Annotated in this window: 16 protein-coding genes; 8 read left to right on the plus strand and 8 right to left on the minus strand. The window is 70.7% G+C overall.

Annotated elements, in window-relative coordinates; all coding sequences use genetic code 11:
* Positions 1-28 precede the first annotated feature (28 nt).
* From ACYVF3_RS06705 to ACYVF3_RS06715, 3 genes are all read right to left on the minus strand, one after another.
* Positions 29-214 carry a hypothetical protein gene (locus tag ACYVF3_RS06705; protein ID WP_461153315.1) on the minus strand — a complete coding sequence of 62 codons (186 nt, stop codon included), beginning with the start codon at positions 212-214 and terminating at the stop codon, positions 29-31.
* A gap of 56 nt (positions 215-270) precedes the next feature.
* Positions 271-1,425, minus strand: coding sequence for an N-acetylglucosamine-6-phosphate deacetylase (gene nagA / locus ACYVF3_RS06710; protein WP_461153818.1), 1,155 nt, complete (start codon positions 1,423-1,425; stop codon positions 271-273).
* A gap of 99 nt (positions 1,426-1,524) precedes the next feature.
* On the minus strand, positions 1,525-2,094 hold the full coding sequence (locus tag ACYVF3_RS06715; protein WP_461153316.1) for a SigE family RNA polymerase sigma factor: 570 nt from the start codon (positions 2,092-2,094) through the stop codon (positions 1,525-1,527).
* Positions 2,095-2,200: 106 nt separating this feature from the next.
* Here ACYVF3_RS06715 and ACYVF3_RS06720 point away from each other — a divergent pair, with 106 nt between their 5' ends.
* From ACYVF3_RS06720 to ACYVF3_RS06735, 4 genes are all read left to right on the plus strand, one after another.
* A complete protein-coding gene (locus ACYVF3_RS06720; protein WP_461153317.1) occupies positions 2,201-2,479 on the plus strand; it encodes a YciI family protein in 279 nt (92 codons plus the stop codon).
* Positions 2,480-2,685: 206 nt separating this feature from the next.
* The gene (fbaA, locus tag ACYVF3_RS06725) at positions 2,686-3,720 is read left to right on the plus strand and encodes a class II fructose-bisphosphate aldolase (RefSeq protein WP_461153318.1); all 1,035 of its coding nucleotides are present in this window, start codon (positions 2,686-2,688) and stop codon (positions 3,718-3,720) included.
* A 91-nt stretch (positions 3,721-3,811) separates the two neighbouring features.
* Entirely contained in the window at positions 3,812-4,222 is a 411-nt protein-coding gene (locus tag ACYVF3_RS06730; RefSeq protein ID WP_461153319.1) for a DUF3151 domain-containing protein, read from the plus strand.
* 97 nt (positions 4,223-4,319) lie between these two features.
* Positions 4,320-5,408, plus strand: a complete 1,089-nt coding sequence (locus ACYVF3_RS06735; protein WP_461153320.1) for an FUSC family protein — start codon at positions 4,320-4,322, stop codon at positions 5,406-5,408.
* A gap of 90 nt (positions 5,409-5,498) precedes the next feature.
* Here the strand turns inward: ACYVF3_RS06735 and ACYVF3_RS06740 are convergent, their stop codons facing one another.
* From ACYVF3_RS06740 to ACYVF3_RS06750, 3 genes are all read right to left on the minus strand, one after another.
* Positions 5,499-5,741 (minus strand): hypothetical protein, encoded by a 243-nt coding sequence (locus tag ACYVF3_RS06740; RefSeq protein ID WP_461153321.1) that lies wholly within the window; start codon positions 5,739-5,741, stop codon positions 5,499-5,501.
* A 77-nt stretch (positions 5,742-5,818) separates the two neighbouring features.
* Entirely contained in the window at positions 5,819-6,451 is a 633-nt protein-coding gene (locus ACYVF3_RS06745) for an HNH endonuclease family protein (protein ID WP_461153322.1), read from the minus strand.
* A gap of 152 nt (positions 6,452-6,603) precedes the next feature.
* Entirely contained in the window at positions 6,604-7,305 is a 702-nt protein-coding gene (locus ACYVF3_RS06750; protein ID WP_461153323.1) for a hypothetical protein, read from the minus strand.
* A gap of 103 nt (positions 7,306-7,408) precedes the next feature.
* Between ACYVF3_RS06750 and ACYVF3_RS06755 the strand changes: the two genes are divergently transcribed.
* Positions 7,409-8,695: an adenylosuccinate synthase gene (locus tag ACYVF3_RS06755; protein ID WP_461153324.1), complete on the plus strand. Its 1,287-nt coding sequence runs from the start codon at positions 7,409-7,411 to the stop codon at positions 8,693-8,695.
* Between the two features lie 194 nt (positions 8,696-8,889).
* Here the strand turns inward: ACYVF3_RS06755 and ACYVF3_RS06760 are convergent, their stop codons facing one another.
* Both ACYVF3_RS06760 and ACYVF3_RS06765 read right to left on the minus strand, forming a co-directional pair.
* Positions 8,890-10,503, minus strand: a complete 1,614-nt coding sequence (locus ACYVF3_RS06760; protein WP_461153325.1) for a Na+/H+ antiporter — start codon at positions 10,501-10,503, stop codon at positions 8,890-8,892.
* A 115-nt stretch (positions 10,504-10,618) separates the two neighbouring features.
* The gene (locus ACYVF3_RS06765) at positions 10,619-11,722 is read right to left on the minus strand and encodes a glycerophosphodiester phosphodiesterase (protein WP_461153326.1); all 1,104 of its coding nucleotides are present in this window, start codon (positions 11,720-11,722) and stop codon (positions 10,619-10,621) included.
* Positions 11,723-11,907: 185 nt separating this feature from the next.
* Here ACYVF3_RS06765 and purD point away from each other — a divergent pair, with 185 nt between their 5' ends.
* The 3 genes from purD (at position 11,908) to ACYVF3_RS06780 (ending at position 14,683) form a co-directional block, all read left to right on the plus strand.
* The gene (purD, locus tag ACYVF3_RS06770; RefSeq protein ID WP_461153327.1) at positions 11,908-13,170 is read left to right on the plus strand and encodes a phosphoribosylamine--glycine ligase; all 1,263 of its coding nucleotides are present in this window, start codon (positions 11,908-11,910) and stop codon (positions 13,168-13,170) included.
* 59 nt (positions 13,171-13,229) lie between these two features.
* Positions 13,230-14,393 (plus strand): pyridoxal phosphate-dependent aminotransferase, encoded by a 1,164-nt coding sequence (locus ACYVF3_RS06775; RefSeq protein WP_461153328.1) that lies wholly within the window; start codon positions 13,230-13,232, stop codon positions 14,391-14,393.
* Positions 14,394-14,464: 71 nt separating this feature from the next.
* Complete coding sequence (locus tag ACYVF3_RS06780) at positions 14,465-14,683, plus strand: hypothetical protein (RefSeq protein WP_461153329.1); 219 nt, start codon at positions 14,465-14,467, stop codon at positions 14,681-14,683.
* Positions 14,684-14,772 lie beyond the last annotated feature (89 nt).

Below are 14,772 nucleotides of genomic sequence, written 5' to 3' on the forward strand. Positions count from 1 at the left end.
CGGACATCAACGCAGCGCACACCTGTGATCACCCGATGGGGTAAGCGAGTGTGATGCTCGCCGCGATGAGTCCGGCCAGAAGTCCCAGAATGATCACGAAGAGCAGCGCCGGCACGGAATTGGGGCGCTGCGTGCGCTGCGACGACGAGGGGCTGCCGCTCGCCCGCGCGCGCAGTGCGGCGGACAGCGCGTCCTCGGTTTCCCGGCCGGTCATCCCCCGACCCTAACCAGGCACCGGCACCAATCACCGGAAATCGGTGAACCACCAGGTCAGGCGGGCGGGGTGAGCCACTGGCCGCGCTGCATGACGCCCTGCAGGTCCAGGTCGTCGCCGAGCACCACTAGGTCCGCGTCCGCGCCTTCGCGGATCTCGCCCACGTCGGTCAGGCCGAGCCGCCGGGCCGGGTTGGTCGCGGTGGCCGCGACGGCGGCGGGCACGGACAGGCCGCAGTCGCGCACCAGGTTGCGGAAGGCCGCGTCCATCGTCAGCGTGCTGCCCGCCAGCGATCCGTCGGCCAGCCGGGGCTCGCCGTCGACGACGGTCACCGGCAGCGCGCCCAGCTCGTAGGTGCCGTCCCCGGCGCCGGTGGCGCTGATGGCGTCGGTGACCAGGATCGTCCGGTCGGTTCCGGCGTGAGTCGCGGCCAGCCGGGCGATCGTCGGGTGCAGGTGCACGAGGTCGCAGATCAGCTCGACGCTGACCCGCTCGTCGTCGAGCAGCGCGCCGACCGGCCCCGGCTCGCGGTGGTGCAGCGGGCGCATGCCGTTGAACAGGTGGGTCGCCACGGTCGCCCCCGCGTCCACGGCCGCCAGCACCTGCTCGGCGACGGCGTCGGTGTGCCCGACGGCGGCGATCGCGCCTCCGTCGACGAGCTGCCGGACCGCCTCCACCGAGCCGGGGAGCTCGGGGGCGAGGGTGACCATCCGGACCGCGCCGCGGCCGGCGTCGAGCAGCTGGCGCACGTCGTCGGCCTCGGGCGCGCGGAGCGCCTCGGGCGCGTGCGCGCCGCAGCGGGCGTGGGAGAGGAACGGTCCTTCGAGGTGAACACCGGCGATGATGCCCGAGGCGGTCAGCTCGGCCAGGGTGGCGATCTGCTTGACCAGCTCCGGGATCGGCGCGGACACCAGGCTGGCCAGCATCGTCGTGGTGCCGTGCGCGCGGTGGTGGGCCACCGCGGTCTCGGTCTGCTCGGGTTCGAGGGAGGTGAACGAGCCCCCGCCACCGCCGTGGCAGTGGACGTCGACGAAGCCGGGCACCAGCCACCGCCCGGAGAGCTCGATCGCCGGGCCCTGCGGGACGGCACCGTCGCCGATGGCGGCGATCTTGCCCGCGGACACCCGCACCCAGCCGGGTCGTGCGATTCCGCCCGGAGTGACGACTCGCGCGCCGGTGAGGATCAGTTCGGCAGTGTTCACACCTACGATCCTCCGCCAAACGTGACCCAGTGGTCTACACCAAAATCGGTGTTTTACGGCTCAGCACCGACCTCTCACCCCGTCGCGGCAGCACCGCGTCCGATCGGGTCAGCCACCGATGTGCTTCTGCAGCGCCTCCAGCGCGCGGCTGGCGGTCGACTTCACCGTTCCCTTGGAAACCCCGGTCGACTCGGCGATCTCCGCTTCCGACAGGTTCCCGTAGTAGCGCAGCACCAGCACCTCGCGCTGCCTGCGCGGCAGCTTGCCCAGCGCGTCCACCACCGACTGGTGCTCGGCGGTGAGCATCGCCAGCGACTCCGCGGAGCGCGCGTTGGCCTGGTGCGGCGGCTGGTACTCGCGGGCGGTCTTGCGCCGTCGCAGCATCGAGCGCGAACCGTTGACGACCGCCGTGCGCAGGTAGGCGATCGCGGCGTTGGCGTCGCGCAGCCCGGACCAGTTGCGGTACAGCCCGGTGAAGGCCTCCTGGACCACGTCCTCGGCGCTGCTGATGTCGTCCACCAGCAGGATCGCCAGCCGGACCATGCGCATCCGCTGCTGCTTGTAGATGTCCTCCAGGGACAGCGGTTGCTGGGTCTCCCGGTGGACGCCGTCCAGCTTCCGCAGCGTGCCGAAGGTCTTCTCGACGCTGCGCTCGATCCCTTCCGATTCACCGCCCATGATCCGAGAACCTACCGGGCGAGGAGGGGGGCGCGTGCCGGGTTCGGGTTAGCGTCGGTGCAGATCGTTGAAAACGCCACCACGAACGCCACCACAGGAGGCACGCATGGCGAGGTTCGTCGTCGAGCTGGTCTACGGCCCGGACGAGGACAAGCGGCTGGAGGTCCGGCCGGAGCACCGCGAGTACTCGAAGGGCCTGGCCGAGAAGGGCGTGCTGCTGGCGGGCGGGCCCTACACCGACGGCGCGGGCGCGCAGATCATCTACGAGGTCGCCGACGAGGCCGAGCTGCGGGAGGTCCTGTCGGCCGACCCGTACGCCAAGGCGGGAGTGCTGGCTTCGACCACCATCCGCCAGTGGGAGATCGTCACCGGCGCGTGGCTGTAGGAAGCGGCTGCCGCGTCGTGTGAGTATGTGCACAGGATCGTTTTCTGAATCCTTGCACCAACTTTTCAAAACAACACCGCTGGGGCACTGTGACGCGCGAAAGAGTGGTACCTGCCCAGCTGCGCCGCCAACCGTGCGCAGGGGTTCTTAGGATGCTGCGCGATCTCGTGTCTTCACGACCGAACTCCATCTGAGGAGGATGACCGATGCCCATCGCGACCCCCGAGGTCTACACGGAGATGCTGGACCGGGCGAAGACCGGTGAGTTCGCCTACCCAGCGATCAACGTGACCTCGTCGGAGACGCTCAACGCGGCGCTGCGCGGGTTCGCCGAGGCCGAGAGTGACGGCATCATCCAGGTGTCGACCGGTGGCGCGGAGTTCGCCTCCGGCACCAAGGTCAAGGACATGGTCACGGGTGCCACCGCGCTCGCCGAGTACGCGCACGTCGTCGCCGACAAGTACCCGGTGAACATCGCGCTGCACACCGACCACTGCCCGAAGGACAAGCTCGACGGCTTCGTCCGGCCGCTGATCCAGATCAGCCAGGAGCGGGTCAACCGCGGCGAGAACCCGCTGTTCCAGTCGCACATGTGGGACGGCTCGGCGATCGACCTCGACGAGAACCTGCAGATCGCGCAGGAGCTCCTGGAGCTGTCGGCCAAGGCCAAGATCATCCTTGAGCTGGAGGTCGGTGTCGTCGGTGGCGAGGAGGACGGCGTCGCCAACGACATCAACGAGAAGCTCTACACCGCAGCCGGTGACTACATCAAGACCGTCGAGGCCCTGGGCAGCGGCGAGAAGGGCCGGTACCTGCTGGCCGCGACCTTCGGCAACGTGCACGGCGTCTACAAGCCGGGCAACGTCAAGCTGCGCCCGGAGATCCTCAAGCAGGGTCAGGACGTGGTGTCGGAGAAGCTGGGCCTGGCCGCCGGTTCCAAGCCGTTCGACCTGGTCTTCCACGGTGGTTCCGGTTCGCTGCTGGAGGAGATCCACGAGGCGGTCTCCTACGGCGTGATCAAGATGAACATCGACACCGACACCCAGTACGCCTTCACCCGGCCCATCGCGGACCACATGCTGAAGAACTACGACGGTGTCCTGAAGATCGACGGCGAGGTCGGCAACAAGAAGACCTACGACCCGCGCAGCTACCTCAAGGTCGCCGAGCAGGCCATGGCCGCTCGTGTCGCCCAGGGCTGCGAGGTCCTCAAGTCCGCAGGCCGCATGATCGCCGGCTGATCGTCCGGATCCGCACGCAGTGACGATGGTCCGTCCGCCCACCGGGTGGACGGACCATCGTCGTCGCGGCTCTTGGTGCGAGGATTGGGGCATGACGAGGAATCTGTTGGAGCCGCCGGAGACGCTGCTGCCGGAGAGCCCGGAGGCGCAGGGCGCCCTGGACGCAGGCACCGACCCCGCCGAGGTCGCGGCGCAGCACCCGGCGTTCAGCGCCGCCTGGGCCACGCTCGCCGAGAACGCCCTGAGCAGCGACGAGCACATCGCCGCCTACGCGTACGCGCGGACCGGCTACCACCGCGGCCTGGACGCCCTGCGCCGCTCGGGCTGGAAGGGATTCGGCCCGGTCCCGTGGCGCCACGAACCCAACCGCGGCGTCCTCCGCTCGGTCGCGGCCCTGGCCAAGGCCGCCCGCGCCATCGGCGAGACCGAGGAGTTCGACCGCTGCCGCCAGCTCCTGGAGGACAGCGACCCGGCCTCCCTAGAGGCCACCGATCTCGCCTGACCCACCCGCTCGAACCCGGGACGACCCCGGTCCGCGAGGACGCCGGTTCTCGCGCACCGGGGCCGGGCGCGCGGGTTCGGTGGCGGAGGATGGGATCGTGCACCGCTTGCGTGAGGAGTTGAGCCGGAGGCTCCGCCGGTTGCTGCGCTCCGGGATCCCGATCGTGCAGTGCGCGGTGGCGGCCGGGCTGGCCTGGTTCCTCGCGCACGACGTCGTCGGCCACGTCGCGCCGTTCTTCGCCCCGATCGCCGCGGTGATCTCGCTGGGCGTCTCGCTGGGGCAGCGGATGCGGCGGGCCCTGGAGCTGGTCGTCGGCGTGAGCATCGGCATCGGGGTCGGCGACGTGCTGATCTCGGTGATCGGCACCGGCACCTGGCAGATCGCGCTGGTCGTGGCGCTGGCGATGTCCACGGCGGTGCTGCTGGACAGCGGCGGCGTGATCGTGCTGCAGGCGGCGTCCTCATCGGTCCTGGTCGCGACCCTGCTGCCACCGGCGACGAGCGGTGGACCGACGCGGATGATCGACGCCGCCGTCGGCGGGCTCGTCGGCTTCGTCGTGGCCGCGCTGCTGCCCGCCAACCCGCTGTCGGTCGCGCACCGTCACGGGCGCGTGGTGCTCGGCGCGCTCACCGACGCGCTGCGCGGGATCGCGACCGCCATCGCGCACCAGGACGTCTCGATGGCCTCGGACGTGCTGGCCGACGCGCGCAAGAGCCAGAAGGCCGTCGAGGAGTTCCGCACCGCGCTGGAGGGCGGGGCGGAGATCGCCAGGTTCGCGCCGATCCGCTGGCGCAGGCGACGCGACCTCGACCGCTACGACACCGCATCCACGCCCATCGATCGCGCGCTGCGCAACACCCGCGTGCTGGCCCGCAGGGCGCTGGCCGCGCTGCGCGACGGCGAACCCGTGCCGCGCCCGCTCCCGGGGATGCTGGAGGAGCTCGCGGGCACCGTGGTGCTGCTGCGCGACGAGCTGGCCAGCGGCAAGGATCCGCTGCAGGCCAGGGAAGCCGCCCGCTCGGTCGCCGCGAAGTCCACGGTGGAGCTGCTCGGCGAAGGTGACTTCTCGATGCAGGTCGTGGTGCTGCAGGTCCGCTCGATCGCGGTCGACCTGCTGCAGGCCTCCGGCCTCACCCGCACCGAGGCCGTCGCAGTCCTACCGCCGCTGCACCCGACGGAGGACTAGGAAACGGCTGAGCCCCAAGTCTGAAAGGGCGGCTACCGCTGCATTTCCGCGACACGCCCAAAAGGGGACCGGCGAGCGCCGGGAGGCGCTCTACGGCCGGTTCAGGACCGCGGCGAGCGACGCGTGCAGCGGTTCGTGGTCGCGCGGGTCGTGCAGTTCGCAGTCGGCGGCGGAGAGCCGGTACCACTCCTCGGCGCCGGAGTAGCGGATCCACACCCGCACGGTGCTCTCCTCGCACGAGGTCGCGAGCTCCAGGTCACCGGTGATCACGCCGACCTCGTCGGTCATCACCCCGCCAGGTGGTGCGGTCAGCGTCGTGCGCAAGTCGCCCATGCCCGCAGTATGCCTCCCGCCGAGACGAGGAACGGGCATCTCCACGCCGGGAGATGCCCGTTCTCGCGGGTGATCCGTCAGCAGCCGTCGAGGGCCGTCTGCAGGGCGCCCTTCTCCGCTTCGGTCACGGTCAGCTCGTACTTGTGCTTGCTGCCGACCCACATCGAGGCGTAGGTGCAGTGGTAGTCGGCCGCCGGCGGCATCCAGGTGTCCGGGGTCTGGTCGCCCTTCTCCTGGTTGACGTTGTCGGTGACCGCGATGAGCTGCGGGCCCTCCAGGTCGTTGGCGAAGGCCTGGCGCTGCTCCTGCGTCCACTCGGCGGCACCGGAGCGCCACGCGGCGGCCAGCGGCACGACGTGGTCGATGTCCAGGTCCGAGGGCTGGGTCCAGGTCTCACCGTCGTAAGTGCTCAGCCAGCTGCCCGAGGTCGGGTAGCAGTCGGAGCCGACCTCGACGTCGTCGCCGTCCCGCTTGAGGACCGCTTCACGGGTGCTGCAGCCGTCCGAGCCCTCGTTCCAGTGCGGGAACTTCTCCCGGTCGTAGCCGTCCATCGAGCCCTCGGGGGCGACGGTCAGCTCGCCTAGCTGGGTCTTGGCGGTGGCCGGGTCGGGGATTCCCGGCGGCTCGGCGCCTGCCGGCACGGCCAGTCCGAGCCCGATCAGGCCGGCCAGCGGCAGCGCGGCGAGAGTGGTGCGCAACGAACGTGTCATGGCTTCCTCCGCGGTGGGCTTGATCGCCTGCGTGAGAACGACGATTGCCCACGCGGGTGGCCGATTCAATGCCGCGGAGTGGCCGGAAGGTGACATGGCGTGAAGTCGCCACCGATAGAGCTACCCGAATGTGAATTCCACACACTCGGTGATCAGCGCGCCAGGTTCAGGTCCTCGGTGTGCCGGTACCAGACCCACTTCTCCATCGGCCGCGGATGATCGCTTCCGTCGTGCCGCACGGTGGCGGGCCGGAACGATGCCTGGAACGCCCTGCCGCGCGCCACGCCGGTCCGGCGGCGGAGGAGGCCGCGCCGGGTCGTCGTGACCCGCAGGCCGTCCATCGCCGGCTCGATCGTGTGGTTCAGCGGGTCGGCCGTGGGGTCCGGCAGCGGCGCGGCGTCCGGGTCGGGCGAGACCACGAGGCTCTGCGCGGCACCGTTGAGGACCTGCTCGTCATCGCAGTAGGCCTGCCCGGTGATGGGCGCGATCACGCCCTCTCCCAGCAGGATCCCGCCCGAATCGTCCCTGATCAGCGGCACGGGCCGAGGCGGAGCGGTCAGCGCCCGCTCGACGTCGTCGGCGCGCAGCCCCCACAGCCGCGCCACCGGGGAGTCGGCCACCGGCACGTACCCGACGGTCAGCTCGGTCAGCCGCTCCTTGCGCAGCAGCCGCAGCACGACGGCCGCGAGGTCCATGTCGGTGCCGCGCACGACCACCCGATCGGTTGCTTCTGCCAGCAGCGGATCGACCTCGTGACGACCCGGCGCGGCGGAAACGTCGTGCCATTGCGCACGGTCATCGGACGGACGCGCTGCGCCACCAACGTTTCCGCAGGACAATGCGGTGGTACTCACGTTTTGCTCCTGGTTTACCCTGATCGACCGGCATACCCCGTGGTGGGCGCGGGCGAAGCGTGCGGTCACGCTGGCGACCACCCAGTCCAGGTTGGAGTTTCACATGCCGGCGATCGTGCTGATCGGCGCCCAGTGGGGCGACGAAGGCAAGGGTAAGGCGACAGACCTGCTCGGCGAGCAGGCGCAGTGGGTCGTGCGTTACCAGGGCGGCAACAACGCGGGGCACACCGTCGTGCTCCCGGACGGGCAGGACTTCGCGCTGCACCTCATCCCGTCGGGGATCCTCACCCCCGGTGTGACGAACGTGATCGGCAACGGCGTCGTCGTCGACCCGGGCGTCCTGCTCGAGGAGCTCGCCGGGCTGGAGGAGCGCGGGGTCGACACCTCGCGGCTGCTGCTGTCCGCCGACGCGCACCTGATCATGCCGTACCACGTGGCCATCGACCGCGTCACCGAGCGGTACCTGGGCAAGAAGCAGATCGGCACCACCGGCCGCGGCATCGGCCCCTGCTACCAGGACAAGATCGCCCGCGTCGGCGTGCGGATGCAGGACCTGCTCGACGAGAAGATCCTGCGCCAGAAGGTCGAGGCCGCCCTCGACATCAAGAACCAGATCCTGGTCAAGGTCTACAACCGCCGCGCCATCGACGCGGAAGAGGTCGTGGACACGGTGCTGGAGCAGGCGGAGAAGTTCGCCGGCCGCATCTCCGACACCAAGCTGCTGATCAACAAGGCGCTGGAGCGCGGCGAGACGGTGCTGCTGGAGGGCTCGCAGGGCACCCTGCTCGACGTCGACCACGGCACCTACCCGTTCGTCACCTCGTCGAACCCGACCGCCGGTGGCGCTTCGGCCGGTTCCGGCGTCGGCCCGACGAAGATCAACGCGGTGATCGGCATCCTCAAGGCCTACACCACGCGCGTCGGAGCGGGGCCGTTCCCGACCGAGCTGACCGACGAGGCGGGCGAGAACCTGCGCAAGCAGGGCGGCGAGTTCGGCGTGACCACCGGCCGCTCGCGGCGCACCGGCTGGTTCGACGCGGTGATCGCCCGCTACGCGACCCGCGTCAACGGCATCACCGACTACTTCCTGACCAAGCTCGACGTGCTCTCCGGCCTGGAGACCATCCCGATCTGCGTCGGCTACGACGTCGACGGCGAGCGGGTCGAGGACATGCCGATGACCCAGACCGGTGTGCACCACGCGGTTCCGGTGTACGAGGAGATGCCGGGCTGGTGGGAGGACCTCAGCGACTGCCGCACCTTCGAGGACCTGCCCGCCAACGCCCGCGCCTACATCGAGCGCATCGAGGAGCTCTCCGGAGCTCGGGTGTCGGCGATCGGCGTGGGCCCGGGGCGCGATCAGACGATCGTGCGCCACACGATGGCCTGACCCGGGCAAAAGCGGGGGAAGTTTTCATGAAAACTTCCCTCACCCCATGGGTACGGAAGTTCCCATGGGAACTTCCCTCTGGTCACGGGGGTGGAGGTTTTCATGAGAACTTCCCTCACTCCACGGGTACGGAAGTTCCCATGAAAACCTCTCTCTGGTCACGGGGGTGGAAGTTTTCATGAGAACTTCCACCCTCATCGGTTCCGCCAGGAGCCTTCGAGGGCCGCTTCCTGAAGGTCCAGCTCGCGGAGAACGCGGCGCAGCACCTCGTCGTCGAGGTTGCCCGCGTCGCGTTCGTCCGCGATCGCCGAGCGCTGCACCTCGATGATGTCGCGCCGCAGTTCGGAGAACGTCCTCGTCGAGGTGTCGGCGCGCTCGGCCGGGGTGCGCCCCACCTGCTCGGCGGCGGCCAGGCCCTGGTGCTCGACCAGGTCCCGGATCCGGGCGACCATCCGGTCCAGAGCGGGGCGCTCGCACCCGGCCTCCGCGGGCGTCAGCTCGTCCAGGTGGGCCAGAGCCGCGTTCGTGGCGATCCTGCGGGCCTCGGCTTCCGCCCGGTCGTCGCTGCGCGCCTCCTCCGGGTCGGTGACTCCCAGGAGGCGGATCAGCGGCGGCAACGTGGTGCCCTGCACCAGGATCGTGCCGACGGTGACCACCGCGGCGACGAACTGGATCACCTCGCGGCCGGGCAGCGGAGCGCCGCTCTCGTCGCTGAACGGGATGGCGCCCGCCGCCGCGAGGGTCACCACGCCGCGCATCCCCGCCCAGGCCAGCACCGTCGTGCGCCGCCACCTGCTGCCGGGTCTCAGCGCGCTCGCGAGCAGGTGGGACACGCCGGGCAGGTAGTTCGAGGCGAACATCCACAGCACCCGGAACGCGACCGCCGAGAGCAGGATCAGCAAGGTGGCCAGCACGATCCCGCCCATCGGCCGGCCGGAATCGAGGACCTCGGTGACCACCGACTTCAGCTGCAGGCCGATGTAGGCGAACACCAGGCTCTCCAGCAGCAGGTTGATCGCCGCCCACACGGTGTGCTCCTGCAGCCGCCCCGCGGCGCGCGCCCGGGGCAGGTTGTGGCCCACGTACAAGCCCGCGGTGACCACCGCGAGCACTCCCGACCCGCCGAGCTCCTCGGCGGTCAGGTAGGCGATGAACGGGACGAGCACGCCCAGCAGCGTCGCGACCTGCACGTCCGGGACGTGCTGGCGGGCCAGCTGGGCGAGCATCCCGAAGCCCAGGCCCAGCACGACGCCGACCACCACGGCCAGCCCGAACACCCAGACTCCCTGGCCGAGCGTCGGGGTGGTGCCCGCGGCGGCGGTGACCGCCATCCGGTAGATCGTCAGCGCGGCCGCGTCGTTGATCAGGCTCTCGCCGCCCAGCACCGTCATCACGCGTCGCGGCAGCTTGAGCTGGCGGCCGATCGCCGCCGCCGTCACCGCGTCCGGCGGTGCGATCACCGCGCCGAGCACGATCGCCGAGGCCAGCGGCAAGTCCGGGATCAGCATGAACGCGATCCAGCCCAGCACGAACGAGGTGGCGATCACCTGCAGCACGCCGTGGTGCACGATCGGGCGGATCCGCGCCCGGAAGTTGGTGAACGAGCTGTCCAGCGCCGCCGCGTACAGCAGCGGCGGCAGCACGACGGTCAGCAGCAGCTCCGGTTCGATGCGCAGCTCGTCGAGCCCGGGCACCAGCGACACGGCCATCCCGACCGCCACCAGCAGCAGCGGCGCCGCGATCTCCCGGCTCCGGGCCAAAGCCGTGACCAGCAGCGCCCCGATCAGAACCAGGATCAGCTGAACCACTCCGCACCTCCGTCCACGGTGGACACCTTAGGTGCGCTACGTCGCCATCACCGGGAACGGCAGGCTCCCACCGCGCCCCGGACCTCGCTGGAGGTCCGGGGCACGGGAGAGCGGATCAGCGCTGGTCGCGGGCGGTGATGGCGAGGTCCGGCATATCGCTGAAGACGCCGTCGATGCCCTGGTCGTACAGCGCGCGGAAGTAGCCGAGGACGTCGCCCCACTGAGCCGGGTCCTGCGAGGAGCGGAAGTCGGCGGGCAGGAAGGTGTTCTCCGCGCGAACCGTGTAGGGCACGACCTTCAGGCCGGCCGCGTGGGCGTCGGCGACGACGGCCGTCGGTTCGGTGAGGTGATCGCTGTCGTCGGTCGGCAGGATCACCTCGTTGTCAGGGCCGATCACGTCCGCGTAGGTCGCGATCTCCTTCAGGCCCTCCGGAGTGACCAGATCGGCGTAGGTGCGCGGATCGCCTGCCTCGATGAAGTCCTGCGGGGCGCCGCTGCTGCTGATCAGCTGCACCAGCTCCACCCGCAGCCGCCCGCGCAGCTCCTTGAGGTTGCTGACCTCGAAGGACTGCACGACGACCTTCGCGTCCCGCTCGTTGAGGCCCTCGGCGTCAAGCGCCTCGACCACGCCGGGCTCCAGCGGGTGGCCGATCGCGCGGAAGTAGCTGGGGTGCTTGGTCTCCGGTGCCACGCCGATCTCGCGGCCGAGCTCCTCCGACAGCCGCTCCCGCAGGTCCAGCACCTCCTGGAACGTCGGCACCTCGTAGAGGCCGTCGTAGACCGTGTTGTGCCGGCGGACGTCCGGGATGCGCTCCTTCGCGCGCAGCGTCTTGAGCTCGGCGAGCGTGAAGTCCTCGGTGAACCAGCCGGTCATCTCGGTGCCGTCGATGACCTTGGTGGCCTTGCGGGAGGCGAACTCCGGGTGCTCGGCGACGTCGGTGGTGCCGCCGATCTCGTTCTCGTGCCGGGCGACCAGCGCGCCGTCCTTCGTGGGGACCAGGTCCGGCTCGATGTAGTCGGCGCCCATCCGCGCGGCCAGCTCGTAGGACGCGAGCGTGTGCTCCGGGCGGTAGCCGGAAGCGCCGCGGTGACCGAACACCTCGATCCGCTCGGTGTCCGGGGCCGGCGCGGCGGCGGAATCCGGCCCGGCCGAGGTGATCACCCCGAGCGCGGCGGTGCCCGCAACGGACAAAGCGATCAACCGTCCCCGAATCGTCATGTCATCTCCCTGCTCTGACTGTGGCGGGTTCACCCAACTCCCCGCAACCGACGTCCGGGGCACGCGGGTGCGTCGCGCGGCCTACCGCCGGGTGAACGCCGCGCGACCTGGGATGCGCCATCTGGCGGCAACAGTTGCCGGGGGCAGCGATCGCGTGGCCCATCGCACGCTCTACGCTGCGTTTTGTGCGAATCCTCGTGATCGGCGGCGGCGGCCGAGAGCACGCGATCGTGTTGGCGCTGTCCCATGATCCGTCCGTGACGGCACTCGCCTGCGCGCCCGGCAACGCCGGTACCGCCGCGCTCGCCGAGTCATACGGCGTCGACGTCGCCAAGCCCGACGAGGTGGCCGCGCTGGCCACCCGCTGGCAGGCCGACCTGGTCGTCTTCGGTCCGGAAACACCGCTGGTCGCGGGCGCCTCCGACGCCGTGCGCGCCGTGGGGATCCCGTGCTTCGGCCCGTCCAGGGCGGCCGCCCGGATCGAGGGCTCCAAGGCCTTCGCGAAGGACGTCATGGTCACGGCGGGCGTGCCGACCGCGCGCAGCGAGATCGTGGACAACCCCGCCAAGCTCGACGCCGCGCTGGCCGGGTTCGGCCCCACCTGGGTGGTCAAGGACGACGGTCTGGCCGCGGGCAAGGGCGTGCTGGTGACCGGTGACTTCGACGCGGCCCGCGCGCACGCGATGAAGCTCCTCGACGGCGGTCACCCGGTGCTGCTGGAGTCCTTCTTGGACGGTCCGGAAGCCTCGCTGTTCTGCCTCGTCGACGGCACCACCGTCGTTCCGCTGCTGCCCGCGCAGGACTTCAAGCGCGTCGGCGACGAGGACGCGGGCCCGAACACCGGCGGCATGGGTGCCTACGCCCCGCTGCCGTGGGCCCCGGACGGCCTGGTCGACGAGGTGGTTCGCACGGTCGTGCAGCCCACCGTCGACGAGCTCGACCGGCGTGGCACGCCGTTCTCCGGACTGCTCTACGCGGGCCTGGCGCTGACCTCGAACGGCCCGCAGGTCATCGAGTTCAACTGCCGGTTCGGCGACCCCGAGACCCAGGCCGTGCTCGCCCTGCTGCACACGCCGCTGGCCCGGCTGTTCGACGCGGTGGCGCGCGGGCAGCTCGCCGACCAGCCGGAGCTGGAGTGGGAGGAGGGCTCGGCGGTGACCGTCGTGCTGGCCGCCGAGGGCTACCCCGGCCGGCCGCGCGTCGACGACGTCATCCAGGGCTCGGACCTGCAGGGCGTGCTGCACTCCGGCACGCGCCGCCGCGAGGACGGCGCCGTGCTGTCCGCGGGCGGGCGCGTCCTGTCGGTGGTGGCGACCGGTTCCGACCTGGGCGCGGCCCGCGACGAGGTCTACCAGCGCGTCGACCGGGTGCACCTGCCCGGCGCGCACTGGCGCACCGACATCGCCCGCCGCGCGGTCGACGGCGAGATCAGCGTCCCCAAGTCCTGACCGTCGGCGTCGTCGGTCGGCGATGGATGCGAGCACGACGGTCTGGCACGCTGCACCGCATGCTGCCGAATGCTGCGCTCGCCGTCGCGGCGCGAGCCGATGTTGCTCCGTTCCAGGTCATGGAGGTCCTGTCCGCCGCTGCGCAGCGGCAGCGGGAGCTCGGTGACGTCGTGTCGCTGGCCGCCGGGCAGCCCTCGACGCCCGCTCCGAAGGCCGTGCGGGAAGCCGCCGCGAGGGCGTTGGAGAGCAACGCCCTGGGCTACACCGAGCAGCTGGGGATCCTGGAGCTCCGGGAGGGAATCGCCGCGCACTACGAGCGCGCCTACGGCCACCCGGTGCCGGTGGACGAGGTCGTGGTCACCACGGGTGCCTCCGGTGCGTTCCTGCTGGCGTTCCTCAGCGCGTTCGACGCCGGCGACCGGGTGGCCCTGGCCAGCCCCGGCTACCCCGCCTACCGCAACATCCTGTCCGCGCTGGGCTGCGAGGTCGTGGAGCTGCCCTGCGACGCCTCCACCCGGTTCCAGCCGACCGTCGAGATGCTGGAGGCGCTCGACGAGCCCGTGCGCGGGCTCATCGTCGCCAGCCCGGCGAACCCCACCGGCACCGTGCTGTCCCGTGACGAGCTCGCCGGGCTCGCGGGCTGGTGCGAGGTCAACGGGGTCCAGCTGATCAGCGACGAGATCTACCACGGGCTCAGCTACGGCGAACCGCTGCACACCGCCCGGGAGTTCTCCGCCGAGGCGATCGTGGTCAACAGCTTCTCCAAGTTCTGGTCGATGACCGGCTGGCGGCTCGGCTGGATGCTGGCGCCGCCGCGCCTGCTGCGCGCCGTCGACTCGCTGACCGGCAACTTCACGCTCTGCCCTCCCGCGCTCTCGCAGCAGGCGGCGGTCGCGGCGTTCAGCCCGGAGGCCTACGACGAGGTCGAGGGGCACGTGGAGCGGTACCGGCGGAACCGGACGTTGCTGCTCGACGGCTTGGCGGACGCGGGCATCACCGACGTCGCCCCGGCCGACGGCGCGTTCTACGCCTGGGTGGACATCAGCGATCGCACCGACGACGCAGCCTCGTTCTGCCGCCGCCTGCTCGACGACACCGGTGTCGCGCTCGTCCCCGGCGTCGACTTCGACCCGAGCCGCGGCCACCACTCCCTGCGCCTCTCCTTCGCCGGCGACGCCCGCGACATCACCGAGGCGGTCGGTCGCCTCAAGGCGTGGTCGTAGGCCGGGGCCGTCGGGTCAGGGTGTCCCTGATGTTTTCCCCGGTCTGAGGCTTGGGACCTGCCGATTCGGGGGTGCGTTCTGGCACTCTGGTGGTGCGGGAAGAGCCCGGTGAAGAGGTGGTCGTGATGGTGTGGAAGGTGCTCGGCGGTCTGCTGGCGCTGTGGCTCGTGGTCTCGCTCGCCGGAGTGCTGATCAAGGGCCTGTTCTGGCTCGCCGTGATCGGCGGAGTCCTGTTCGTCGCGACAGCCGCCATCGGCTGGGCCAAGGACAAGAAGGAGATCAAGCCCTAGGTGTGCTGTGGGTGGGGAAGTTTTCATGAAAACTTCCCCACCCACCCCACCCACAGCACACCCGCACGACGACTTCCCTCGCACGAGGA

Source organism: Saccharopolyspora tripterygii (assembly GCF_054778355.1).